This window comes from Sporomusa sp. (assembly GCF_035561155.1).
GTDB lineage: Bacteria > Bacillota > Negativicutes > Sporomusales > Sporomusaceae > Sporomusa.
The window spans coordinates 164426-189889 of sequence record NZ_DATMYD010000071.1 but is presented as its reverse complement, the minus strand read 5'-3'; the positions used below and the strand labels follow the sequence as shown (position 1 = coordinate 189889).

Here is a 25464-nt window from a genome sequence, read left to right as displayed (position 1 = left end):
AATGAGTAAACAGACAGAGTTTTCCAATAAGAATATTTTGGTGTTAGGCGCCGGTGTCAGCGGTATTTCAGTAGCTAATATTTTGCAGCAGTTAGGCGCACATGTTATATTAAGTGACGCCAAGTCTGCCGATAAAATTGATAAAGATTTTTCTCAGCTAAAAGCAACTGGTGTTGTTTTGGCGCTAGGGAATCAAAATGAAGAATTACTGGACGGTATGGACTATATAGTGTTGTCACCGGGCATATCTATATATATCCCGCTTGTTGCCGCTGCTCAGGGCCGGGGTATTACCATAATGAGCGAAGTAGAGGTAGCTTATCGGCTGAGTAATGCGCCTATAGTTGCAGTTACCGGTACCAATGGTAAAACAACAACAACAACACTAATTGGCGAGATACTTAAGACTACTGGTCGTCAGGTATCTGTAGGCGGCAATATTGGCGCTGCACTGTCTGATCAGGCGCTTGAGACCGGACCTGATGGCTTTGTAGTTGCTGAAATATCAAGCTTCCAACTTGAAGGGGCTATAAAATTTAGACCTCATATTGCGGCAGTCTTAAACCTGACACCGGATCATTTGGACAGACATCATACAATGGCAGTTTATCAGGAAATGAAAGAACGCATATTTACTAACCAGCATGAGAATGATTACTTAATTCTCAACTATGATGATATAGTCGTAAGAGGGATGGCCGAACGGGCGCCAGGTAAAATACTGTATTTCAGCCGCCAGCAGCGTCTGGACTCGGGTATTTTTGTAGAAAACGGAACGATCACACTGAATTGGGACGGGAAACATACTGATATCTGTGCAGTCAATGATATTCAAATAAAAGGCGGCCATAATGTAGAAAATGCATTAGCTGCCTGTGCGGTTGGCTATTTGGCCGGAGCTGACCTTGAAGATATGGCTAAAGTTCTTAAAACATTCCAGGGCGTAGAGCATCGTATTGAGCCTGTGACTGAGATTGCCGGCGTAGCCTATTACAATGATTCTAAAGCCACTAACCCTGAATCATCAATAAAAGCGTTAGAGGCTTTTCCCGGGCAAATTATTCTGATTGCCGGTGGTCGGGATAAGAATACCGATTTAACTGAATTTATGCAGTTGATTAAAGAGCGGGTTGACCATTTGATTTTATTGGGAGAAGCTCAGCAACGTTTTGCGGAGTCCGCAGCACAACATGGCGTGAAAAATATTCATAATACGCCTTCGTTGAGTGAGGCAGTGGCGCTTGCCCATAGCTTGGCGCAGCCTCCTCAGGTGGTGCTCTTATCGCCGGCCTGTGCCAGCTATGATATGTTCAACAATTATGAAGAACGGGGGAAAGTATTCAAAGATTTGGTACGCCGGTTAGGTTAAGGGGGGAGCGAGATTGGCGGTCAGACCTAAGTCGCCCGACTATGTCATCTTTTTTGCCATTATTGGTTTGTTGGGGTTCGGGATAGTAATGGTTTATAGTTCAAGTGCGGTTTCAGCATATGTCAACTATAATGACAGCTACTATTTTCTAAAACGCCAGATGATTTGGGCCACACTGGGATTGCTGGCCATGCTGTTTACAATGAACGTTGATTATCACGCTTGGCGTAAACTGGCAAAACCCGCTATGATAATTACCCTTATTCTATTAGTACTTGTCCTCGTTCCTGGGTTAGGTAAAGTGGTCAATGGGGCAAGGCGTTGGTTAGGTTTCGGTTCCCTGTATCTGCAACCATCAGAAATAGCAAAATTGAGCATGGTGCTCTTTACTGCTAATAGTCTGGCAAAATCTCAGGATAAAATTGGTAGCTTTATTAAGGGCGTTGTCCCACAATTACTGATGCTCTTAGTAGTGTTTGGGTTAATCTTAAAAGAGCCTGATCTAGGGACAGCACTTGTTATTGGTGGTACCGTGTTTATTTTGTTATTTGCTGCAGGGGCTAGATTATCACATTTAGGGTCGTTAGGTGCCCTCGGTGTTGCAGGCATAGTTGCCGCCATTATTGCGGAGCCATACCGTCTAAAGCGACTGCTGGCATTTAGTGATCCATGGGCTGACCCGTTAAACAGCGGCTACCACATTATTCAATCTTTGTATGCTATTGGTTCTGGCGGCTTGTTTGGTGTTGGCTTAGGTCGCAGCCGGGAAAAATTTTTGTATCTGCCCGAACCTCACACTGATTTTATTTTTGCTATACTAGGGGAAGAACTTGGTTTTATAGGTACAGCTACTGTAATAATATTGTTTTTTCTATTTGCCTGGCGAGGTTTTAAAATAGCCATTTCGGCGCCTGATATTTTTGGAAGTTTGTTGGCTGGCGGCATAACAAGTATCATCGTTTTGCAGGCGCTCATGAATATTGCGGTGGTCACCGCATCCATGCCAGTAACGGGAATACCATTGCCTTTTATTAGTTTTGGTGGTTCTGCTCTAATTTTTACACTAGCAGGGGTAGGTATTTTACTCAATATATCACGGTATGTAAACATGAAATGAATTTAGGGGGCAAACCATATGCGCCTGATTATTTCTGGCGGGGGAACAGGTGGTCACATCTACCCCGCCGTTACTATCGCAAGAGAAGTAGCCAAGTTAACCGACAGCTGCGAAATCTTGTTTGTAGGAACTAAACACGGCCTTGAGGCGGACATTGTGCCCAAAGAAGGGTTTAATTTTGCAACAATTGAAGTACGAGGGCTGGAGCGGCGAATTTCCTGGCAGAATGTCCAGACACTGCTTAAGACAGTGGGTAGTGTTTGGAGCTCTGCTAAAATTATTAAAAAATTTAAGCCTGATGTTGTCATTGGTACTGGCGGCTATGTGTGCGGTCCGGTGCTGCTGGCAGCCAGCCTGCTCAAAATACCAACTATGATTCAAGAACAAAATGTCATTCCAGGTATAACTAATAAAATATTATCCCGGTTTGTTGATAAAATTGCCGTAGGATATAAGGAAGCTGAGCAATATTTTAAGAAGTACAAGCCTGACCAGATTATATTTACAGGCAATCCTATTAGACCTGAGGTCATGTCGGCTGCCCGGGTAGAGGGTCAAACAGCGTTAGGGCTAGAGCCCAACAAACTTACCCTGCTGGTAGTTGGCGGTAGCCGTGGGGCACGCAGTATAAACAATGCTATGTTTGATGTTTACAAACATTTTAACGGTAGCCAGCGCATTCAAATATTGCATGTGACAGGACAAAGCGAGTATAATAGCATAGTTGGCAATATTAAACAAGCTGGTATAGACATTTCCAGTGGTGGCAATATTATCATCAAACCATATTTGTATAATATGCCCTTAGCTTTGGCAGCCTCTGATTTGGCGATATTCCGCGCCGGGGCTGTGGGATTGGCTGAATTAACGGCCAGAGGCATCCCTGCAATATTGATACCGTATCCTTATGCTGCCGAAAACCATCAGGAGTTCAATGCCAGAGCTCTTGAGAGACATGGTGCGGCAACCGTTATTGCTGATAAAGAATTAACCGGGGTTAAATTAACAAATACCATTGAAAACTTACTAGAGAATCCGACCATGCTATCAGGTATGGCTGAAAAGAGCAGAGAGTTGGGTCGGCCTCAGGCGGCAGAAGCAATTGCCCGGTTGGCCCTTTGCCTAATAAAGCTGCAAAGTAAATAATAAAAGGTAACACCGGGTGTGGGCAGCGCATACAATGTGGTATGCCAGAGCGGCATCCGGGTAAGTTTAGGAGCAGCTCTTTCTGCCGGATGCGGGCACCGGAGACGGGGTGCGCAAGAAAGGGGAGAAATACTGTTGTTAGATGATGTGAAAAAATTTTATTTTATCGGTATCGGTGGCTCCGGTATGAGTGCTATTGCGAAAGTATTGCTTGATATGGGGTATGCTGTTTCAGGCTCTGATGCCCAGAAATCGGCTGTTACTTCTAAGCTTGAGCAGGCTGGTGCAAGGGTACATATTGGTCACAGTTATGAAAATATTGGCGATACGCAAGCTGTAGTTGTTTCAACCGCTATCCCGGAAACCAATCCCGAGGTTAAAGCTGCGCGTGACAAGGAAATCCCTGTATATCACCGGGCTGATATGCTGGCATTTCTGATGTGCAAACGACAGGGAATAGCTGTAGCCGGTGCTCATGGCAAGACCACAACTACCTCAATGATTGCCCTCATGCTTGAGAAGTCAGGTATGGACCCGACCATAATTATTGGCGGTGAGTTAGAATCAATAGGCGGCAGTGCAAAACTCGGTCATGGTTCTTATTTAGTAGCTGAGGCCGACGAAAGCGATGGCTCTTTTTTGAAACTTTCACCGCATATTGCTGTCGTGACTAATATCGAAAACGATCACATGGATTACTACAAGACCATGGATAATATATTACGCACTTTCGATGAGTTCTTAGGTAAGCTCAAGCCAGTTGACGGATTAGCCGTTTTATGTTTTGACAATTCCTATGTTAGGAATATGGCGTCTAAACTTGAAAAGCGCTACGTGTCATATGCGCTTGAGCATGATGCTGATTATACTGCGCGTAATATAAAATCTGATGGTCCGATTACAATCTTCGATGTGTACTACCGTGATGAACTTTTAGGTACGGCTAGAATCTGTGTTCCAGGTATGCATAATGTGGCAAATGCCTTGGCTGCTGTGGCTGTGGGTGTTGAAGCCGGGCTGAGTTTTTCGCAAATTGCCGAAGGCCTTAGCCAGTTTCAAGGAGCTAAACGTCGTTTTCAATCTAAAGGGAGGGTAAACGGCGTTTGGGTAGTGGATGACTATGCTCATCATCCTACGGAAATTACCACAACTTTGCTAGGAGCGCGTCAAACAGAACCCAAACGGTTAATTTGTGTTTTTCAGCCGCATAGGTATACACGTACCCAGTTCTTGCGTAAGGAATTCGGCAGTGCTTTTACACCAGCTGATATGCTGATTCTTACCGATGTTTATTCAGCTGGAGAACAGCCTATTCCCGGGATTAGTGGGGAGACACTCAAGGATGAGGTCGAGCGGCAAACCAATCAGCGTGTTACGTATATACCGGACAAAGATAAAATTGCCCGGTATTTAGCTGAAATTGTAGAGCCCGGAGATTTAGTAATGACCATGGGAGCTGGGAATATTTATCAGACGGGGGAAGAACTAGTAGAAAAGCTTATGCATCGGTAGTATTGTGTAGAGGATTTATTAGAGATTAGATATAAAGAAAAATAGAGGGTGATTGTACTTGTCTGGGAGGGAAGACGATGGAGAAATTTATCGTCAAAGGAGAAGTACAACTATGTGGCAACGTCCGGGTAAGCGGGGCTAAAAACGCTACGTTGCCAATTATGGCAGCAACGCTTCTGTGTTCCGGCGTCAGCATTATTCATGATGTTCCTTATTTGCGCGACATTCAAGCCATGCAGGATATTTTGACATTACTTGGAGCTAAAATATCTAGGCAAGGCCATACGATGCTGATTGATACTACTAATGTCAGCAAGGCCGAAATACCCGAGCACCTAATGCGGGAAATGAGGGCTTCGGTATTCTTGATGGGGCCGCTCTTAGGGCGATTCCGTAAAGTCAGAGTCTCCTACCCTGGCGGTTGTGCTATCGGCCCAAGACCAATTAATTTACATATCAAAGCTCTAGAAAGAATCGGCGCGAAAGTTGATGAAAGCTTTGGCTTTATTGTGGCCGAAGCGGCAGAGTTAACAGGCGGCGAAGTCAATTTTGACTTCCCTAGCGTTGGTGCGACCGAGAATGCAATGATGGCTGCCGTACTGGCCAAAGGAACGACAATTATCCGCAATGCGGCGCGTGAACCTGAAATATCTGATTTGCAGACTATCTTAAATAAAATGGGAGCAAGAATCAGCGGCGCCGGTACGGATACTGTTAGAATTGACGGAGTTGCCAAACTTGTTCCTACCGAGCACACCGTGATGTGCGATAGAATTGAAGCAGGCACTTTCTTAATGGCAAGTGTTATGACTCGTGGTGATGTTGTAGTTGAAAATATTATTCCAGAATACTTATTCTCAGTCACTGATAAACTACAAGAAATTGGAGCGCAGGTAGTTACCGGCAGGGACTATGTCCGGATAAAGGCGGGAGAACTTCGCGGTGTTGATATCAAAACATTGCCTTATCCAGGATTTCCAACCGACCTGCAGGCTCCGATGCTATCGCTGGTTACCATTGCCAAAGGTACCAGTATTATTACGGAAACTATTTTTGAGAATCGTTTTAAGCATGTAGATGAGCTTACACGAATGGGCGCTAAAATCAAAGTCGAAGGTCGTACGGCCATTATTCGCGGAGTCTCAAGCTTGACCGGAGCCATCGTAGCCGCACCTGATCTAAGGGCTGGCAGTGCCTTAGTATTAGCGGCTTTAGCCGCTGAGGGAACCTCAGAGGTTGAGCAAGTCTACCATATTGACCGAGGTTATGAAAGTATAGAGAAAAAACTACAGGCTTTAGGGGCACAAATTGTAAGGGTACAGGGTAGCTGAAGGGGGACTTTTTAATGAAAAATAAAAAAATTGCGGTTGTCATGGGTGGGCCGTCTGCTGAGCGGGAGGTATCTTTAAATACAGGGCGGGCTATTTTGGCGGCACTGCAAGAAAAAGGGTATAATGCCGTAGGCATTGACCTAATCCCCCGGCACTTTGTCGACCAACTAAAAAGCGAACAAATTGATATAGTCTTCAATGCCATCCATGGCCTTTATGGCGAAGATGGACTAATGCAAGGTACACTTGAAATGTTAGGCATACCATACACCGGTTCAGGAGTATTAGCTAGTGCTGTAGCCATGGATAAAGCAGTAACTAAACGACTGTTTATGGCTGCTGGAATACCTACGCCGCGGTCACGACTATATAACAAGCAAGATGCCGGCGGTAATTTGGCCAGTGAAATTCAAATGGAATTTGGCGTACCTGTGGTGATTAAAGCCGCTGCTCAGGGGTCAAGTATCGGTGTTATAATTGTGGAAGAAACCGCCAATATCGAACTCGCCGTAACAGAAGCTTTTAAGTTTAGCGACCATATTGTTGTTGAGGAATTTATTAGGGGAAAAGAGTTGACTGTTTCTATACTTGGCACTGACCAACCGGAAGCATTGCCTATCATTGAGATAGTACCTCAGTCAGGCCGGTATGATTATAAGTCAAAATATACTAAAGGTGCTACCGAATATATTGTACCAGCTGACCTGGAAGCCGAGGTTACCAGCCGTGTTCAGCAAGTAGCGCTTGAAGCATATAAGCTGTTAAACTGTCGAGGGATTGGCCGTGTCGACGTAATGCTTGACAATGACAATAATCCGTTTGTACTGGAAGTTAATACTATTCCGGGGATGACAGCTACCAGCTTGGTACCTAAAGCGGCTGCTGCTGTTGGCATACATTTTGCCGATTTGTGTGAGCGGATTCTTTTGATGGCCGCTGATTAAAAGGTGGCTTGGGCAGTGTCGACAGATACTGCTCGCTTTTTTATTAGCTGATAGGTAACCCCACTAAACCTAGAAGGGCATTACCATTTCCTTCTAGGTAAGTTTCACTTTATCCGATAGCTAACCGCCACTAATACCTCCACTGCTTAGTGGTAGCATAAGTGGCGCTAAGCTCCTGGATTGGTTCAACTAAACCTAGAAGGGCATTACCATTTCCTTCTAGGTAAGTTTCACTTTATCTAGCGGACAATCCGTTGTATAATTACTGCAGAAGATGTCTACAGGAGTGATAGCATGCAGACAGCAGAACGCTTGAGAGCGGCCAGGCGGCGGCGGAGTTCCACCTTAGCGGCCTTGCTAGCGGCTTTAGCATCGCTGATAGCATTTTTTTTATTTATTAATTCTCCATATTTTACCGTTGGGACAGTATTAGTTGATGGAAATAAGTATATAACGGTTGAAGATGTCTTGCGAGTTGCAGGCGTTCCCGAACAAGTAAATATTTTTAGACTAAAAACGGCTGATATAAGGGACCGGTTGATGAGTGACCTTCGGGTGGCAGAAGTCAAGGTAGAAAGAAGTTTCCCAGCTACTATTGCTATCCATATTAAGGAACGTCAGCCCCTGGCTTTTGTTGCCAGCCAATATGGTTTTGTCGAAATTGACCGACAAGGCGTGGTTTTAGCTGCTTTAAGAAACCTAAAGGAGGTAAAAGTCCCTGTTATTACCGGTGTTCGTTTGGGAAACGTGTATGTGGGCGACCAGGTCAATAATCCTGGCCTTTCCAATGTTCTAACATATCTTGCGGCACTGGATGAAAATGCTCTAAACCAGTTATCAGAGGTCAATATCAAGTCGCCGGATGAACTTGTTGCTTATACAACAAGTTCAGTATACATTCGGGTAGGCGATAGCCAGCGCCTTACGGAAAAAGCGACGCTGACAGGCGAGATTTTACAGGAGATCTCTGCTAAGAAAATGGCTGTTGAATATGTAGATCTTAACTATAAATCACCTATCATTAAAATACGTAACAGATAAGGGAATTTTGAAAGGAGACGATATTTTGCTACCTATCAAACAAGGGCAGTTTGCTATTGCCCTGGTCTGTGTTGTGTTGGGTATTATGCTGGCGGTACAATTTCGTACCACTCAGGATATCAGATCAAGCATTCCGTACCAACGGGTGGAAGATTTGTCCCAACGCTTAAGCCAGACAGAAAAGGAACGGGACGCGCTAATTAAGCAGGTTCAGGAGTTAAAACGCACTTCGGGTGCGGAGGCTGCGTCCAAGGAATTCGAAATGGTAAGGATGGGAGCTGGCGTAGTGGCTGTTGAAGGCCCTGGAATTATTGTAACTATTGATGACAGCAAGCGTCCGTCCAAACCGGGAGAAAACCCTAATTTATATCTAATTCATGATGATGATATCCTGAAGGTAATTAATGAATTATGGGCAGCAGGCGCCGAAGCTATATCGATTAACGAGCAGCGGCTTATTGCTAGTTCAGAAGTTCGTTGTGCCGGCCCGACACTGTCGGTTAATAACTCGCGGTATTCACCACCTTATGAGGTCAGGGTTATAGGAGAGCCGACAACACTTGAAAATGCGCTCAAAATGCGCGGCGGCGTAATTGAGACACTCCAATTTTGGGGTATTCAGGTAACAATCAAAAAACAAGATGGAGTAAAAGTCCCGGCATATAAAGGCGCTTTCCGGTTTGAGTTCGCTAAGCCGGTTCAGGAAGGTGGTCGCTAATATGGTATTACCGGTTACTGGACTTATTATAGGTATAATTATTGGCATAGCTTTTCCGATTACAGTACCCCTTGAATATGCTAAATTTATGTCGGTTGCATTATTAGCATCGTTAGACTCAGTTTTTGGTGGCCTTAGGGCCGGGATTGAAGAAAAGTTCGATAATACTGTATTTATAACAGGTTTTTTCACTAATGCATTATTAGCTGCCGGTTTAGTATATATTGGAGACCGGTTAGGAATTGATTTATACTACGTTTCACTTTTGGCGTTTGGCCTAAGAATTTTTCAAAACTTGGCTATAATTCGCCGGTATTTCCTGAAAAAGTAGTGTGAAAGCTTCAAAGCCTGTCAGATATGTTCCGGCTTTGAAGCTTTTATTATGATTACTTTCAAAAAAAAGCGCGAATTTTCCACTTAAAAAAAAGGGAAAATGCTACTTTTGTTGAAACTATTGGGAAGAAACATAATACTGTGCTGCGAGGGAGTTATGGATAAAAAAAATATATTAGCTATTGATGTCGGCACAGGTATGGTCAAAGTGTTGGCCGGAAGGCAAGAAGCCGATGGCCGAGTAGAACTTTTTGGCAGTGGCGCTGCTCCAACTGAAGGATATGTTAGGGGTGCTGTCACTGACGTTAACGCTTTGGCCCATTCTATCAAACAGGCGGTAGAGTGTGTTGTTATGGCAACTGATAGCCAAGCTGCTGGATCTGTGTATCTGGGTATTAGCGGCTCGATGCTTGTTGCGCAAAATAGTATTGGGAGAGTTGCACCGGCTTCATCTGGAGTTGTCACCAACGCGGATGTGGAGCGTGCTTGTAAGGCAGCTGTTTTTTCAGTTGCGAATAATGAATATGAAGTTCTGCATGTCTTTCCGGCAAAGGAAATTACAACACAGCCTGGAGAGGCTCTTGAAGTGGAAACTCATATAGTTTCAGCTCCCAAAACTATATTACAGAGTCTTATCAGTGCACTGGGTGGGAGTGGTATTCAGTTAAATGGAATAGTTGCTAGCGGTATCATGGCAGCTGAAGGAATGAATAATGAGTTGCCCTGCCAGCCATCTAACTTCATTTTCATAGACATTGGCGCAGGAGTTGCTGATATTTCTATGTATGTGGGAGGCCGCCTTTCTTCATCAGCATCATTACCGCTGGGTGGTGACTACATAACCAGTGATTTAATGCAGGGCTTGAGCGTTAACCGGGGCCATGCTGAGGAAATTAAGCGCTATTATTCGCGACTATCCCCTAATCTGCGTAACCAGGGAGTAGTCTTAGATTGCAATGACTATGGAACGGTTGACAAACATATTCCTTTTGACTTTTTATGTGATATTATCGAAAGCAGGGTAGAGGAAATTGTGACTTTGGTGTACGATTATCTTAAGCCGCTGCTGGAAAAATATTTAACAAATCAAGGACAAGCTTTTGAAGCGATTTACTTAACTGGCGGTTGCGGAGCGATGCCTAGTGTAGCGACTTGTGTAGCCAAAGTTTTTCAAATACATACAGAAACGGTAAAACCGGAATGCTTGGCTGCTGAATATGTTCATCCGGCCAATACTGTGTGTTATGGTATAATAAAACACGGTACCAGAATTTCGGCAAGTGAGCCAGTTGCCGGGCGTAGTGCCTGGAACTTGTTTGTTCATAAAGCTAAAAAACTATTGAAAATTTGATAGATATAAAGGGAGGAAAACTTACTAATGCTGGAATTTGATATGGATTTAGATCAATTTGCTTCGATAAAAGTTATTGGCGTAGGCGGCGGCGGAAACAATGCGGTGAACCGCATGATTGGGGCTGGTCTGCAGGGCGTTGAATTTATTACTGTTAATACAGATGCACAAGCATTAATCGGTTCGGAGGCTGCTTATCGTATTCAGATTGGCGAAAAATTGACAAAAGGTCTGGGTGCAGGTGCTAATCCGGATATTGGTGAAAAAGCGGCCCAAGAAAGCCGGGAAGATATCATTAAAGTTCTTAAGGGTTCTGACATGGTATTTATCACTGCAGGCATGGGCGGCGGTACAGGTACAGGCGCGGCCCCGGTAGTGGCCGAGTGCGCTAAGGAAGTAGGCGCACTCACTGTTGGCGTTGTTACCAAGCCGTTTACTTTTGAAGGTCGTAGGCGTCAGATGCAGGCAGAACGTGGGATTGCGAAGCTTAAAGAAAAGGTAGATACTCTAATTACCATCCCTAATGACCGTTTGCTGCAGGTTGTTGATAAACGAACTTCAATTATGGATGCCTTTAAAATTGTTGATGATGTACTCCGTCAAGGTGTTCAAGGAATTTCCGACCTCATTGCCGTGCCGGCTCTCATAAACCTTGACTTCGCTGATGTAAAGACCATTATGAGTGATGCCGGTTCAGCACTGATGGGTATTGGTTTTGGCACAGGTGATAATCGTTCAATTGCAGCCGTTGAAGCTGCTATTAGGAGTCCTCTTCTGGAAATGTCAATTGATGGCGCTAAAGGAGTGCTGTTAAACTTTACTGGCGGTCCCAACACCACTCTGTTTGAAGTAAATGAAGCAGCTGATATTATCGCTAAGGCTGCTGATCCGGAAGCAACTATTATATTCGGTGCGACCATTGATGAACGTTTTGAAGATCAAGTGCGGGTAACCGTTATTGCTACTGGTTTTGATCCTAAGCCATTGCTAAAAGCAAGTGAAGGTAGACATGAAAGCCCGGTTATTGAACCGTTTAAAGGGCGAGATTTAGATATTCCGGCTTGGATGCGTCGTTGATAATTGATTTACTAGTACTTAAGACCCGGCTCATATTGAGCCGGGTTTTCTGTCTATTTTTAGAATTATTTATTGGCAAAAAATTACATTATTTTAGAAAAATACTTGGTATAATTGGAATAGTGATTTTGGCTAAAGCATATATTGCTATGTATCAGTTTTTTCTATGGGATAAAATTCCATGTCAGGAAGGTATGACCAGTGTACATTTATGCTGATATGGTACTATTGATTAATTTTATCATGAATAGTGTCATTTTAGTTTTAACAGCAAATGCTGCGGGAGTTCCGTTCAGTTGGAAACGCATACTGCCTACAGCTTTGATGGGGGGAGTTTATTCACTAGCCGGGATTTTTCCGGAAATGGCGATACTGTATACGATTCCCGGAAAGCTGTTAGCCTCGGTGACGCTTATCTTATTGGCTTTTGGCCGCAGGCCATTAAAGATTACATTGATACTTGTCGGCATTTTTTTTATTATTTCTTTTATTTTGGGTGGAGCCGTGTTGGGCTGGCTGTACTTTGTCCAGACCGGAGCGCCTCATGGGGTTAGCCACATTATTGGTTTATCTTGGGGTAACTTAGCGATAGGCAGCGTTATAGCGGTAACACTTATCTTGCTTATTGTTAAACAAATGCTTGGGAGAATGTATCGTCGGCAAACTCTATATCAAGCAAAAATTGAGTACGATGGGCGATATGCTGAGATAACTGGTATGCTTGATACCGGTAACGGGTTGTATTCGCTGCTGGGGCGCACACCTGTCGTTCTTTTAACATACCAGACATCACTCCAACTGCTTAGCTTACAGGCATCGGAATATTTGACCAAAAACAGCCCAGATGCGTGGATAGCTAATCTTGATCAATGTTTGGACGCAGCCTGGCTGGCCAGAGTAGAAGTTGTTCCTTATCAGTCTGTCGGCAGCCGGAGTATTCTTCTAGGCTTTAGGCCAGATAGTATTACAGTAATGACCGAGTATGGCCCGGCTCAGACAGCCAATGTGCTTATCGGCATCTATAACGGTGTATTTTCTGGCGGTAGCGACTGTCAGGCGCTTTTACACCCTGCGCTAATAACCGGGGTAAATACGACAAAGGAGGCAGGGATATGCGCATTACCTGGCCGATAGTTAAGTTATACTTTAAGCTTAAGGTAATATCGTTTCTTCAAAGCATAGGCTGGATTAAGCCAGACGAGGTATTTTATGTAGGTAGTGCAGAAATTTTACCACCGCCGCTATCAGGCGATGAAGAAGTATTTTTGCTTAATCGCTTACAAAAAGGCGATAAGTCTGTTAAAAGTGTCTTTATCGAGCGTAACCTTCGGCTTGTTGTCTATATAGCGCGTAAATTTGAGAATACTGGGGTAAGTGTCGAAGATTTGGTCAGCATTGGTACGATTGGATTGATTAAAGCGGTAAATACATTTGATCCTATTAAAAAGATTAAACTCGCTACCTATGCTTCACGTTGTATCGAGAATGAGATCCTAATGTACTTGCGTCGTAATAGTAAAACCCGGGCTGAGGTGTCGTTTGACGAGCCGCTTAACATTGATTGGGATGGTAACGAACTTTTGCTTTCTGATGTATTAGGAACGGATAATGACATTATTTATAAATCAGTTGAAGAAGAAGTGGATAAAACATTGCTGTACACAGCTATGAGTAAGCTGTCAGGACGAGAACGGCGAATCATGGAGCTTAGGTTTGGTCTTAATGATGATGGCAACGAGCGCACGCAAAAAGAAGTTGCCGACATGCTGGGAATATCACAGTCGTACATCTCGCGACTTGAGAAAAGAATAATAAAACGTTTACGCAAAGAAATTAGCCGTATGGAATAAATCCTACGGCTTTTTTTTTGCCATTTTTACTGAAGTGGATTGTCGTATTGCCAGCTAGAGTATAAAACCTCCAAGCCATGGCAATAATGCTTGTGTGGGGTAAGTAGTTTTAGTAGCTTAGAAAACTGGGGAGGTACAACATGATAATCAATAAAGTAGAGATATGTGGTGTAAATACAGCAAAGCTCCCGGTGCTTTCTGCCACTAAAATGCGTGAGCTGTTCGAGGTAATGCAAGCCGGTGAAAGAGCGGCCCGGGAACAGTTGATTTATAGCAACCTGCGTTTAGTGCTCAGTGTAATCCAGCGGTTTAACAATCGGGGCGAATATGTAGATGACTTATTTCAAGTTGGCTGTATTGGTCTAATGAAAGCAATCGATAACTTCGATTTGTCACAAAATGTTAAGTTTTCTACCTATGCGGTGCCAATGATTATTGGGGAAATTCGCCGTTATTTAAGAGATAACAATCCGATCAGGGTGAGCCGGTCAATGCGAGATATTGCTTATAAAGCGTTGCAGGTTCGTGATTCGCTGGTCAGCCGATTTTCGCGAGAACCGTCCATTAATGAGATTGCGGATGAACTCAAAGTGCCAAGAGAAGAAATAATTTTTGCTCTTGATGCTATCCAAGAACCCATATCGCTTTTTGAGCCGATTTATCATGACGGTGGCGATCCAATTTTTGTTATGGATCAAATTAGCGATGATAAGAACCTTGACTTAAGCTGGCTTGAAGGAGTGGCGATTAAGGAAGCCCTGCGCAAGCTAAGTGAACGGGAGAAACATATTCTTACCCTTAGATTCTTTGAAGGAAAAACTCAGATGGAAGTCGCTGAAGAAATTGGTATATCACAAGCGCAAGTATCACGGCTGGAGAAAGCGGCCTTAGGGCATATGCGCAAATATATATAGAGCTTTACGTGCAAGATTTTGGGAGGCAGTAAAAATGAGGAGAAATTTACCACTTAAACTAATGATGTTGACACTGTTATTTTGTTTTGTTGCTGGCGGTTGGAGTCTGCTACTCTATGAGGATGAGCGAGGAATACCTGTAACGCCTAATCGTGGGGATTATGTTAGATTGCATATTCTGGCTAACAGCGACAGCACTGAAGATCAACAGCTCAAATTAAAAGTGCGCGATGCAGTGATCGCCTATCTAACCCCTTATGTTAAAGAGGTAAGCGATGCTCAGGAGGCTAACGAAATTATAGCCAGCCATCAGGAGAACATTGTTATGGTGGCTAGAAAAATACTAGGCGAAAACGGTGCCAATTATTCGGTTGCTGTGCAAATGGGAACTTTTGAGTTTCCTGTTCGCTCATATGGCAGTTTAGTATTACCTGCTGGGGAGTATCAGGCTGTTCGTATTCTATTGGGGCAGGCAGCTGGACAAAATTGGTGGTGTGTACTATTTCCGCCGCTATGTTTTATTGACGGAGCTAATACTGCTCTGGCGCCGCTGAGCTTTTCTAAAGAATCTGAGCAACAGAGTGCTTCTTTTCCACAAGTTCGATGGAAAATAGCCGAATTATTTAATAAATAAACGATTTCGGCACACATTTGGCCCTTGTCCTTCATATAATTATTGTAGAATCTAGATGCTACATATTTATATGATAAATTCTAGGCAGAGGAGGGGGATGAATGTTAAAAACCAGCGACTTGAACAAATCAGAGGTGCAATAATAAATGTGAAAAACCTAGATGAAATCTAGGTTTTTGTTTTTTTAAATTCAAATTCTACTGAGTCATCATGGCGTATGGCATAGATTTTGATGCCCGATCTGCGGAGAATATCTTGCTTGTCAGCGAAGGTTTTAGCAGCCAAAATTTCCTCCGGCAGAATTGTCGGTCCGGTTATAGTCAACTTACTTTGAGCGTGCCGGAGCGCGTTTAGAGCCGATGTAACAGACGTCAATTCTCTGTTAATACCTTGAAGTTCTTTCTTTGCTGTGTTGGCATCGATCAAATCCTCCCGGAACCAGGTAGTAATTTCTGATCGTTTTTTAAATAAATCCGACTCAAGTTTCGACAATTTGTCAATCTCTGTTGAGTAATCTTTTACAACATCTTTTTTTATATACCGTTCGAGGTTGTCACTGCCTTTGGCTGAGTTAACGAAGATATTCCATATTGATTCATCAAATTCATTAGCCGGTATTCTCCGGCACTGGCAAGGTTCTTCGAGCATGTAATTACCGGACTCATTAGTAATACACGAATAATAATAGTACATCTTAGGAGCCGTCTTTTTACGCTGTCCCGGACGTGCGTAAGCAGTCATAGAACGTTGGCATAGGGAACAGTATAGGATACCCTGTAATAAGTAATTGTGGGTTGTATTGCGCTTTGCATAGCGCTTATTTTTTTGCCGCTGCTCCTGGGCTTTCTGGTATGTCTCATAATCTACAATAGCCGGCACTGCTATAGGTATCCATTCCTCACGTGGATTATCGGTAATTTCCCGAGTGTTCTGGCCTGTCTTACTGACTGATTGGCGGAATAGATAGTGCTGACCATAGTACATATCTCTGGTTAAGATTCGCTCTACACAGTTAATGGATAGTGGTTTACCATCTTTCCGACCTTTAACCCCCATGCGGGCTAACTCCAGTGTGATAGTTCTTGCGCCCATGCCTTGCTCGATGCACATGGCGTAAATCATGCGGACTACTTTGGATTCATCCTCATTGATGACATACATTGAGGTATCTTTATCAAAGTTATAACCATATGGCCGGGCATTATGGACGATTTTACCGGAGTTAGCTTTGGCCTTCCGGCCGCGCTGGGTACGCTCACGAATCTTTGCTTTTTCAAATGCGCTGATGGCACCCCGTATGCTAAAAAACAAACGCCCTTCTGGGCTGGCATCATAGTCTCCGGTCACAAAGTAGAGGTTGACACCAGATTTTTCGATTTCGTCGGCAATGAGGAGCTGGTTAGTAAGGTTACGGCTTAGCCGGTCTGGATCATAGATGCAGATGTTTTGAATGAGCTTAGCACGAAGGTCACTTCTAAGCTCCTCGAGGGCGGGACGGTCCAGGTATTCTCCACTATAGCCATCATCAATATATTCTTTTATTTCAGTAAAACCCATACTGAGCAGGCGATTTCGACAAACCTGTAACTGGTCTCTAAGTGAGTAGCCGGATTTTGCTTGTTCTTCTGAGCTTACACGGACGTAAACTGCATTCATAGAGCCTCCATTTAGATGAAAAATTATCAACCGCCAGCTTTTAATAACAGCTCATAAATGCGTGTATCAGGCGTGGCAGTATGTAGCCCTGGAGTACCTTTTAAACCTTACGTTCTAAGAACTTAGTCTCATGTGATTGATCAAAAATTTTGAACCCAGCGTCACCATAGAAATCGGGTGTCCTAGTAAATAACATAAGCCTCTTTAATACTGCTAGTTCAGGATGGGTTACTATAGTCTGAATCAACCACTTGCCCAGGCCATGCCCCCGATAACCTATTAAAATAAAGACATCCGCTATGTAGCCAAAAGTGGCTAGATCGCTGACAACACGTGCAAAGCCAATTTGCTTTTTGCCGTGATACACGCCGAAGCAAAACGCGGAATGTTCAATTGCTCTCTGCATAACTTCTTGACTTCGGCCTATACCCCAATAAGAATCACAAGAAATATATTTGTGAATTATATCGAACTCCAGCAGAGATTTATCGGTTGAAATGGTATAATCATCTTTTTGCCACATATACTTACTCCTTCGAATCGACTTGGCTGGGTTGTAAATACCCGAAATCGCAAATCAAACCTCTAAACATAAAAAACACAGCCTATCCTGCCAGTGCTGTGTTTTTTTGCTACCCCAAATAACGTTAAGTAATTCAGCAATGTATTTCTTAAAATAGGGTTTAATTAACATAGGCGAGTATAAATAAAAATCAGATGGTTGGATTATTACACTAAGTTTTTCTGGTTCTATCGTTGCACCTAGGAAGTATTAAGGCGTTCCGCCGAGCCCTCTAATGGAGTCTTTTGCTGATTCAATTTTTACCGGGTCAGTAGAGTTTGTGATATATGCGCGATAGTTTGCGATAGCGTCATTATACTGATGCTTTTTTTCATAAGCTAACGCCTTGAGATAATACGGTCTGGGCATTTTAGGGTTAAGCTCAATGGATTTGTTGCAATCCTGAATTACCAAGTCATACTGTTCTTTGCTGACGTAAATGTAAGCGCGAAAAGTATAAGCCAAGGAATAGGAAGGGTCAGACTTTATTGCTTGGCTGTAATTGTCGAGTGCATCATCGAGTAGACCTTTCTTTTCGTAGGCCAAACCACGGTTCAAATATGCTGACGAATACTTGGAATTGAGTTCGATAGACTTGTCAAAATCCTTTAAAGCCAAGTCGTACTGCAATTTAATTAAATAGGCTTTGCCGCGCTTAAAATATGCAACAGCATCGTTCTGATTTTGATCAATTATCTCCGTACATTCCGCAATTACCTTGTCATGAGGATTAGTATATTTCTCCTGTGCTTCAGCAGCAACACCGACTGGGGAAATCCATATGAGGGAATAGCATATAAGGGCTAGGATAAATACAAATCGTTGAATATTCAAAATGGCCACCTCCTATAAATCTAATAATAAACATACGACATATTCCATAAATATCCTTTAGTTTCTGCACTTATAAAGAGGATTAATCTTAATCATCCTTGGTGGGTAAGCCGTTGACTGCATGTAATGATTTGGATACAAGCGAGCAAGCCGCTTTACTGGAGCGGGCGGGATTAGAGGAAAGTATCCAAGCTATGCCTGCATATAATCTACCGGGGGTGATATGGTGGCAAAGAAACAAGAACTTAAATTTATATTCAAAGGTTGTCAGGTCGAGGATACTTGGTACCCGGCAGAACAGTACCCGGTAGATAACCTGCCCCAGGAGATTAAAGCTGCCATAGAACGCGGCTGGATAGAAGGGTACTTTAAAAAGCTTGAGCAGTCGAACCAAGCCGGGTAAGCCCGGCTGCTTCATAAATGGACAAGCGGGGCGAGAACTGGTCAAAGTTTAGTGCTACAAAAAAATGGCTGACACCAACTGGTCAGCCAGGACATGTTGCAGTAGCTTGTGACAGTAAGGTGGATAAGCATGAAGAGAAGAGTTGGCAGACGGACAAAAAAGAATTAACTAGCAGAGCAATTCGGCGGGTCCTATTAGTATTACTGCTCAATAAAAGAAAAAACTGAGACTATGGTTCAGTCCTATTAACCAACTCTACACTCGGGTTAACGGCAGGTGTGGTATTGTATTTTGCAGCAGAGTGTGCATCTTGATCTTTCGGATTTTCTGATTCCTTAAAGGCTAGTGGCTCTGGATTATTAGGGCCGTACCCTATCGAAGCATTTGACTCTAGTTTCTGTTTTTCAGCAGATTTTTTCAAGTGAATCACCTCCGGTGATAGTATTCCCCAATTTATTTTTTTTACCGTTTATAATGTCAGATCACCCCATTATATGCTATGCGTACCAATTTAAACGTTTTGGTTACATAGTATTTATAAAGGTGGTAAAAAAGCTATAACAATCCAACCGTGGGCAAATAAAAAGAGCGGCTAGTCCGCCGCCCTGTCTTTAACTACCTGCTCCAGTTCAGTTTTGTTTTGAGTTTGATTTCCACCTGCAGTATTATCAAATCCGCTAGTTAATGCTTCAATGTAAGACTTAGCGGTATCAGATTGAACATCAGTTGGAGTAGATGATTGTAACCGTTGTGCCAGGTCAGCTTCACTGGGAGCGACTTTATCATTCATTGAACCGCTGAGCGCATTTGTATTATTACTCAAATAAATCACCTCTAGAATAGTGTTTCTAACACCGGGTATTTTAATACCTTTATACATGAGTAAATAGAGCAGCAACATGGCTAAGCCGTCCTTTGGGGCGGAATTTTATTTCCATACCTCTTGGGATATTCTAATCTTGGAGGTGTTTTTGTGAATTACTATTTTGTCGGAGGACTGCTGGGGATTTACGCAGTTCTTATATTACTCTGGTTTAAGGAGAAACATTAAGAGGAAATTTACTACCTTTTATCTCAAAAACAGGACCTTTTGCCCATAGAAAATAGTTCTTTTATCTTAAGGATGTCTGTTAAGCGATGACGAATTAAGCTAAAAATAATTTTATAGGGTGATTGGATGGTTGACGAGATTTATTCTTTAAGAAATCAAATGGTACACTTAGGTTACGCAATCGGAGAAGTAGACGCATGGATACGGCATGTAATGGGGGACATACCCATTGATCAGTTAAATAATCAAGACAGTATTGAACTGATTGATTGCTTGAATAGCTATATCTCGTTTGCAAGAAAAGCAAAGCAATTACAAGTACCGAGTAATGCCTGAGCCCAAACACGGGCTCTTTTCTTTTATACCCAATGAATTTATCACCAGATAATAAAAAACCTGGGTATATGCCCAGGTTTTAAAGGTTTAGTCTCGGTGATGATGGTGCCAATGATGTACAGCCTTTAAGCCAACATATACAATAGCACCGACAGCCAGGACTCTTAATAATGAGGAGTCGTCCATTCCGCAGCAGTCGCGACGTGAATGATTATGACAAAACATTATTAACCACCTCCATTATCTAGTTTGCCGATAAATACAATATTTATTAACTAGAGGGGAGGCTACGGGAAAAACCCACAGTAGGGTTTGCTACAGGTTAACAGAAACGAGCAGTAGGCCAGTACAATGGGATATTACTTCCCCGTCGGATTAACAGTAGGTGTGGTATTGTTACCGTCGATATATTCTGAGGCTGAATGTAATGCATCTTTATCTTTCGGGATTTCAGATTCCTTAAAGGATAGTGGCTCTGGATTATTAGGGCCGTATCCTACTGATGCGTTTATCTGTTGTTCTAGTTTTTCAGCAGATTTCTTCATGGAATCACCTCCAGATGATAGTGTTTCCGTATGACTGACTCTTATCCAAAAATAAAACCGCCTCATTAGGCGGCAATCATTCAATCCGGTAACACCCATCCGTCTTTACTGGATGCCATGTAATCCGAAGCTGGCAATGGATATTTATCCCCCTGGTAATAGTTTTCTGCGCCAGTACCTAAATATTGACGTAAGGCGTTCAGTAAAATAGTATCTTTGCTAACGCCGATATCGCCAGAACGTATTACTAAATTGTCGTAAAGGTCTACCGGAATATCTAACATTATTTTAATTGAGGATGTTTCCATAGTATCACTCCTTTACGATAGTTTGGTTTGTAATAGATGGATTATGTATTGAGTTTGCGGGAATAACGTCGTCCCGTGGGCGGTATTTAAGTTGGTATTGAGTCGGCAGCAGGTGCGATATATCCTGCAAAACAAGTACCGATTTTACGCCTGCGGGAAAAGCAAGAAACAGAAACAAAAGCGTAATAGGAAAAGCGCCTAATCGGCGCTTTCAATTACTTTCCTTGTTGAGCTTTGGCACTGGCAAGTTCAGACGCCTTATCAATTTTTGCATTGAATTGCTTGGTCACCGCATCGGAGTCTTGATAGCTGACACCTTCTAAAGATTCCGCGGCGTTATCAGTGGCTTCGTTCATCAGTGCAGTAGCTTTTTTCTTTTCAGTCATATAACTATCACCTCCTAATAAAAGTGTGTACAGCTTTATGAAAAGTACGCTGGACATTTAATGGTATTTATTTATTGTTAGTAGTATAAACCCATTATGTTCAGCCCATCCTAACCCCAAAAAGGAGTGATTGATGTTGATGGGTTATGGTGGCGGTAGTTTCTTTCCATTCGGAATGTTATTTATGATCTTATATGCAGCTGTAGTTTTCTATTTTCTTATGCAGCTTACCGGCATAAGTAAAGCGCTGCAACGAATAGCTAGCGCTTTGGAGAGAAAACCAGAGTAGTGTTTTTAGTTAGTCCTCGGGCAACCGGGGCTTTTTTATATAGTAGCTCAGTCGCCAAACCGCCCTAGGCATCATACTATGTAATATCTCCCCCTTAATATATAGTAAAGGAGGCCTACCTATGGGATTTGGGTTTGGTGGCCGTGGTGGTAGTAGTTTGATCATAATCATCATCATTATAATTATCCTGTTATTCTCGTTCGATAATGATTTTAGTCCAACCTTATAATTGTTCTGTCCGCATTAACCACAACTCATCTATAGTGCCGCCCGCTAGATAGCTCGGTTGTGTCAGAAGCCGTCCGCCTTCTTAGGGCGGCTTTTTTTCACCACAATCAGTGTATGTCAGGTCACTAACTTTTAGTGGCGCTCTATTTTTTACCTGATGATATAACCATTCAACATCGAGCGATTTTTCCCATTTATTGCCGCTTTACAAGAGCGAACTCTTGTTCTAAAATATAAATAACAAACACATGTTCTATAAGGGGTATTTAAGTGGGAAAACTATTTGTGAGGATAACAGCTGAACATGATACCAGTGGAATTATAAAACCGCTATCCCTGCTCTGGGAAGATGGGAGAGTATTTACGGTTGATCGTGTTCTCGATGTTCGGCAAGCCGCATCTCTGAAAGCTGGTGGGCTGGGACTAAGATATACTTGCCGGATTGCTGGTAAAGAGGTTTATCTCTTTTGCGACGAAGGGCGATGGTTTATTGAGCGGTAAATATGTAGGATGGGAACATAATTTCCACCAATCTATCATATGTTTTTACCGGGAGGTGCTTGACCAATGTTAGATAAAAATATTATTGGTAGTACACGTGATTTGAAATTAAAAGAAGTGATTAATGTAATTGATGGCAAACGTATGGGCAATATAACTGATATAGAAATTGACGTCGAGAGTGGCCGGCTTACCGCGATTGTTGTGCCAGGCGTAGGGAAGTTTTTAGGACTCTTTGGACGTAACGAAGATGTAGTTATTCCCTGGGATAAAATTAATAAAATCGGCATGGATGTAATTTTGGTGGAAGCTGGCAATTTTAGCGAGCTTAAGCATGATTAACAGAAAAAAATCTCTAACCATGTTATTGGGTTAGAGATTTTTTTTGCATAATTTTTCCCGTAGGCAGGAAAAACACAACATATGGCGTATATTAATTACTTGGATACAAGATATAGTGTGGATGTCTGCTGAGCTATAAATATTATAACATACTTAGCAGAGTAATCAAGGGAGTGGATAATTTGCGCTGTCCATTTTGCGGAGTGGCTGACAGCAAAGTGATTGATTCAAGATCAGCCGACGAAGGGAATTCCATTAGGCGTCGCCGGGAATGTTCGGTCTGCGCCCGCCGTTTTACTACCTATGAGGTAGTGGAAGAAATACCGTTAATGGTTATTAAAAAAGATGGACGCCGTGAGATGTTTGACAGAGGCAAGCTGCTCGGGGGGATAGTAAGAGCATGTGAAAAGCGGCCAGTGCCTGTTGATGTTATCGAAATAGCTGTTAGCAAAATTGAGAAGGAAATTCGCAACAAAATTGAGCGGGAGGTTTCAACCCGCCAAATTGGCGAGGCTGTGATGCAGCATTTAAAAGAGATTGATCAGGTGGCGTATGTGCGGTTTGCCTCAGTCTACCGACAATTTGCCGATATTAATAACTTTATGCAGGAACTTGAGATCCTTATGAAAGCTCAGCATAAAGAGTAAGCTGAATATATGGGGGAAAAGTAATGTTTGCTAGGATAAAAAAACGTGATGGCAGGGAACTATCTTTTGATGAAAGTAAGATAACAGAGGCGATTTATAAAGCTGCTAAGGCTGTAGGCGGGGCTGACCGGCAGCTGGCGCTGGAGCTTACGCTTGAAGTATTAAAGTTTTTAAAGCAGAAATATAATGGGGGCTTGTTTAGTGTTGAAGATGTCCAGGATGCTGTTGAAAAGGTATTAATTGAAACAGGCCATGCTAAAACAGCAAAAGCATATATTTTGCACAGGGCCAAGCGTACCCGCATGCGGGAGGCTAAATCAGACCTTATGGATGCTGTTGGTGAGATCTTGGTTGAAACTAGTCGCGAAAATGCCAATGTTTCAAATTCACCCTCAGCCAAGATGCTGCAAATCGCCAGCGCTGCCAGTAAGTCTTTTTATTTAAACCGCCTTATTCCAGAAAAATATGCGCAAGCCCATGTTAAAGGCGATTATCATATTCATGATTTGGATTTTTATGGAAAGACACTGACTTGTGTTCAGATTCCGCTGGGAAAATTACTGCAGAGCGGTTTTAATAACGGCCATGGCTATATTCGATCACCGAAACGTCCTGCTTCGGCGACCGCTCTTGCCGCCATTATTTTGCAGAGCTCACAAAATGATATGCACGGTGGCCAGTCTTTCGCTTTTTTTGATCGTGATATGGCAAAATTTATGGAAAAAGCCAGTAATGAAGAAGTATATCAGGCCATGGAGGCGCTGATTTATAATTTGAATAGTATGCATTCACGGGCAGGTGCACAGGTACCTTTTTCTAGTCTCAACGTAGGTACCGATACTTCCCCGGCCGGGCGGATTGTAACCAAGAATGTGTTATTAGCCTATGAAAAAGGTTTAGGGCGGGGCGAAAACCCAATTTTCCCGAATATTATTTTCCGGCTTCAAGAAGGCGTTAACTTTAATCCTGGTGATCCTAATTACGATTTGTTTAAATTGGCGATTCGTGTTTCAGCTCAACGCCTTAACCCTACCTTTAGTTTTATGGACTCGTCGTTTAATAAGCCGTACGGAGATCAAGTAGGCTATATGGGTTGCCGTACCAGAGTAATGTCCAATCGCTGTGGTCCAGAAGTGACTGACGGACGCGGTAACCTGAGTTTTACTACGATTAATTTGCCGCGACTGGCGATTAAGGCTGAGCGCAATTTCATGAAGTTTTACCAGAGTTTAGCGAAGTTTATTGATTTAACATGCGAACAGCTTTACCATCGATACCAGGTTCAGGCTAAGCTGAAAGTTCGCGATATGCCGTTCTTGATGGGGCAGGGAATCTACATAGACTCAGATAACCTGAAGCCTAATGATTACATTGAGGATGTTATTAAACACGGCACTCTTTCGGTTGGTTTTATTGGTTTGGCTGAAACGTTGACTGCATTAACAGGTTATCACCATGGCGAAAACGAAGAAGCGCAAATCATGGGTGAAGAGATTGTTGCTTTTATGCGGGACAAGCTAGACAGAGCAGCTGAGCATTATGATTTGAACTATACGCTATTGGCTACTCCTGCTGAAGGACTGTCGGGACGATTTGTTAAAATGGATCGCCGTGAGTATGGAATCATTCCTGGAGTTACTGATAAAGAATACTATACCAATTCTTTCCATATCCCGGTTAATTATCCTGTAAGCGTTTTTGACAAAATCCGCATTGAAGGCGTGTATCATAAGTATGCTAATGCCGGACATATAAGCTATGTTGAATTTAGTGCGCCGCCTGTCAATAACTTGGGGGCTCTAGAAGAGATTATCCGCTATATGAGCAAATGTGATTTCGGCTACGCTGGCTTTAACTATCCTGTTGATTTTTGTGAAGGCTGCGGCCATCTTGGAGTAATTGACACAGAGGAATGCCCTTCATGCGGTACTACCAGTGTACGCCGAGTTCGCCGTATTACTGGCTATTTAAGTACTGTTGACCGTTTTAATGATGCTAAGTTAAATGAGTTAAATCAGCGTGTAAGACATATCTAAGGC

Annotated in this window: 30 protein-coding genes; 21 read left to right on the top strand and 9 right to left on the bottom strand. The window is 42.9% G+C overall.

Annotated elements, in window-relative coordinates:
* The first annotated feature begins 1 nt into the window (after position 1).
* The 15 genes from murD to spoIIR all read left to right on the top strand — a co-directional run bounded on the left by murD (position 2) and on the right by spoIIR (position 15337).
* Positions 2–1369, top strand: coding sequence for a UDP-N-acetylmuramoyl-L-alanine--D-glutamate ligase (gene murD, locus VN447_RS09140; RefSeq protein WP_325524861.1), 1368 nt, complete (start codon positions 2–4; stop codon positions 1367–1369).
* A gap of 13 nt (positions 1370–1382) precedes the next feature.
* A complete protein-coding gene (gene spoVE / locus VN447_RS09135) occupies positions 1383–2486 on the top strand; it encodes a stage V sporulation protein E (RefSeq protein WP_325524859.1) in 1104 nt (367 codons plus the stop codon).
* An 18-nt stretch (positions 2487–2504) separates the two neighbouring features.
* The gene (gene murG, locus VN447_RS09130; protein ID WP_325524857.1) at positions 2505–3632 is read left to right on the top strand and encodes an undecaprenyldiphospho-muramoylpentapeptide beta-N-acetylglucosaminyltransferase; all 1128 of its coding nucleotides are present in this window, start codon (positions 2505–2507) and stop codon (positions 3630–3632) included.
* A 135-nt stretch (positions 3633–3767) separates the two neighbouring features.
* A complete protein-coding gene (gene murC / locus VN447_RS09125; protein ID WP_325524855.1) occupies positions 3768–5144 on the top strand; it encodes a UDP-N-acetylmuramate--L-alanine ligase in 1377 nt (458 codons plus the stop codon).
* Positions 5145–5221: 77 nt separating this feature from the next.
* Positions 5222–6475, top strand: coding sequence for a UDP-N-acetylglucosamine 1-carboxyvinyltransferase (murA, locus tag VN447_RS09120; RefSeq protein ID WP_325524854.1), 1254 nt, complete (start codon positions 5222–5224; stop codon positions 6473–6475).
* Between the two features lie 14 nt (positions 6476–6489).
* Complete coding sequence (locus tag VN447_RS09115; protein WP_325524853.1) at positions 6490–7419, top strand: D-alanine--D-alanine ligase; 930 nt, start codon at positions 6490–6492, stop codon at positions 7417–7419.
* Between the two features lie 294 nt (positions 7420–7713).
* Complete coding sequence (locus tag VN447_RS09110) at positions 7714–8460, top strand: cell division protein FtsQ/DivIB (RefSeq protein ID WP_325524851.1); 747 nt, start codon at positions 7714–7716, stop codon at positions 8458–8460.
* Between the two features lie 25 nt (positions 8461–8485).
* Entirely contained in the window at positions 8486–9178 is a 693-nt protein-coding gene (locus tag VN447_RS09105; protein WP_325524850.1) for a DUF881 domain-containing protein, read from the top strand.
* 1 nt (position 9179) lies between these two features.
* Positions 9180–9509, top strand: coding sequence for a small basic family protein (locus VN447_RS09100; protein WP_325524848.1), 330 nt, complete (start codon positions 9180–9182; stop codon positions 9507–9509).
* Between the two features lie 159 nt (positions 9510–9668).
* Positions 9669–10862, top strand: coding sequence for a cell division protein FtsA (gene ftsA / locus VN447_RS09095; RefSeq protein ID WP_325524846.1), 1194 nt, complete (start codon positions 9669–9671; stop codon positions 10860–10862).
* Between the two features lie 27 nt (positions 10863–10889).
* Positions 10890–11939: a cell division protein FtsZ gene (gene ftsZ, locus VN447_RS09090; RefSeq protein WP_325524844.1), complete on the top strand. Its 1050-nt coding sequence runs from the start codon at positions 10890–10892 to the stop codon at positions 11937–11939.
* Between the two features lie 201 nt (positions 11940–12140).
* Positions 12141–13073 (top strand): sigma-E processing peptidase SpoIIGA, encoded by a 933-nt coding sequence (locus VN447_RS09085; RefSeq protein WP_325524842.1) that lies wholly within the window; start codon positions 12141–12143, stop codon positions 13071–13073.
* Positions 13052–13789, top strand: coding sequence for an RNA polymerase sporulation sigma factor SigE (sigE, locus tag VN447_RS09080; protein WP_325524840.1), 738 nt, complete (start codon positions 13052–13054; stop codon positions 13787–13789). The genes VN447_RS09085 and sigE overlap by 22 nt, the downstream gene beginning before the upstream one ends.
* A 140-nt stretch (positions 13790–13929) precedes the next feature.
* A complete protein-coding gene (gene sigG, locus VN447_RS09075; RefSeq protein ID WP_325524839.1) occupies positions 13930–14703 on the top strand; it encodes an RNA polymerase sporulation sigma factor SigG in 774 nt (257 codons plus the stop codon).
* 34 nt (positions 14704–14737) lie between these two features.
* Positions 14738–15337: a stage II sporulation protein R gene (gene spoIIR, locus VN447_RS09070; RefSeq protein ID WP_325524837.1), complete on the top strand. Its 600-nt coding sequence runs from the start codon at positions 14738–14740 to the stop codon at positions 15335–15337.
* Positions 15338–15505: 168 nt separating this feature from the next.
* Here spoIIR and VN447_RS09065 read toward each other — a convergent pair whose 3' ends face one another.
* The 3 genes from VN447_RS09065 to VN447_RS09055 all read right to left on the bottom strand — a co-directional run bounded on the left by VN447_RS09065 (position 15506) and on the right by VN447_RS09055 (position 18389).
* Complete coding sequence (locus VN447_RS09065) at positions 15506–16993, bottom strand: recombinase family protein (RefSeq protein WP_325524835.1); 1488 nt, start codon at positions 16991–16993, stop codon at positions 15506–15508.
* A 100-nt stretch (positions 16994–17093) separates the two neighbouring features.
* Positions 17094–17516 carry a GNAT family N-acetyltransferase gene (locus VN447_RS09060; RefSeq protein WP_325524833.1) on the bottom strand — a complete coding sequence of 141 codons (423 nt, stop codon included), beginning with the start codon at positions 17514–17516 and terminating at the stop codon, positions 17094–17096.
* 249 nt (positions 17517–17765) lie between these two features.
* The gene (locus VN447_RS09055; protein ID WP_325524831.1) at positions 17766–18389 is read right to left on the bottom strand and encodes a tetratricopeptide repeat protein; all 624 of its coding nucleotides are present in this window, start codon (positions 18387–18389) and stop codon (positions 17766–17768) included.
* Positions 18390–18612: 223 nt separating this feature from the next.
* On the opposite strand from VN447_RS09055, the gene VN447_RS09050 reads away from it, so the two are divergent.
* Positions 18613–18792: a hypothetical protein gene (locus VN447_RS09050; protein WP_325524829.1), complete on the top strand. Its 180-nt coding sequence runs from the start codon at positions 18613–18615 to the stop codon at positions 18790–18792.
* 229 nt (positions 18793–19021) lie between these two features.
* Here the strand turns inward: VN447_RS09050 and VN447_RS09045 are convergent, their stop codons facing one another.
* The 6 genes from VN447_RS09045 to VN447_RS09020 form a co-directional block, all read right to left on the bottom strand.
* On the bottom strand, positions 19022–19213 hold the full coding sequence (locus tag VN447_RS09045; protein WP_325524828.1) for a hypothetical protein: 192 nt from the start codon (positions 19211–19213) through the stop codon (positions 19022–19024).
* Between the two features lie 171 nt (positions 19214–19384).
* The gene (locus VN447_RS09040) at positions 19385–19693 is read right to left on the bottom strand and encodes a hypothetical protein (protein WP_325524826.1); all 309 of its coding nucleotides are present in this window, start codon (positions 19691–19693) and stop codon (positions 19385–19387) included.
* Positions 19694–20266: 573 nt separating this feature from the next.
* Positions 20267–20404, bottom strand: coding sequence for a hypothetical protein (locus tag VN447_RS09035; RefSeq protein ID WP_325524825.1), 138 nt, complete (start codon positions 20402–20404; stop codon positions 20267–20269).
* 134 nt (positions 20405–20538) lie between these two features.
* Positions 20539–20724, bottom strand: coding sequence for a hypothetical protein (locus VN447_RS09030; protein ID WP_325524823.1), 186 nt, complete (start codon positions 20722–20724; stop codon positions 20539–20541).
* Between the two features lie 80 nt (positions 20725–20804).
* Positions 20805–21032 (bottom strand): hypothetical protein, encoded by a 228-nt coding sequence (locus VN447_RS09025; protein WP_325524821.1) that lies wholly within the window; start codon positions 21030–21032, stop codon positions 20805–20807.
* Positions 21033–21247: 215 nt separating this feature from the next.
* Positions 21248–21418 (bottom strand): hypothetical protein, encoded by a 171-nt coding sequence (locus tag VN447_RS09020; protein WP_325524820.1) that lies wholly within the window; start codon positions 21416–21418, stop codon positions 21248–21250.
* Between the two features lie 133 nt (positions 21419–21551).
* On the opposite strand from VN447_RS09020, the gene VN447_RS09015 reads away from it, so the two are divergent.
* The 5 genes from VN447_RS09015 to nrdD all read left to right on the top strand — a co-directional run bounded on the left by VN447_RS09015 (position 21552) and on the right by nrdD (position 25461).
* Positions 21552–21707 (top strand): hypothetical protein, encoded by a 156-nt coding sequence (locus tag VN447_RS09015; RefSeq protein ID WP_325524818.1) that lies wholly within the window; start codon positions 21552–21554, stop codon positions 21705–21707.
* Positions 21708–22205: 498 nt separating this feature from the next.
* Positions 22206–22436 (top strand): hypothetical protein, encoded by a 231-nt coding sequence (locus VN447_RS09010; RefSeq protein ID WP_325524816.1) that lies wholly within the window; start codon positions 22206–22208, stop codon positions 22434–22436.
* Between the two features lie 66 nt (positions 22437–22502).
* Positions 22503–22778 carry a YlmC/YmxH family sporulation protein gene (locus VN447_RS09005; RefSeq protein WP_325524815.1) on the top strand — a complete coding sequence of 92 codons (276 nt, stop codon included), beginning with the start codon at positions 22503–22505 and terminating at the stop codon, positions 22776–22778.
* Positions 22779–22960: 182 nt separating this feature from the next.
* Positions 22961–23425, top strand: a complete 465-nt coding sequence (gene nrdR / locus VN447_RS09000) for a transcriptional regulator NrdR (RefSeq protein WP_325524813.1) — start codon at positions 22961–22963, stop codon at positions 23423–23425.
* Positions 23426–23448: 23 nt separating this feature from the next.
* Entirely contained in the window at positions 23449–25461 is a 2013-nt protein-coding gene (gene nrdD / locus VN447_RS08995; RefSeq protein WP_325524811.1) for an anaerobic ribonucleoside-triphosphate reductase, read from the top strand.
* Positions 25462–25464 lie beyond the last annotated feature (3 nt).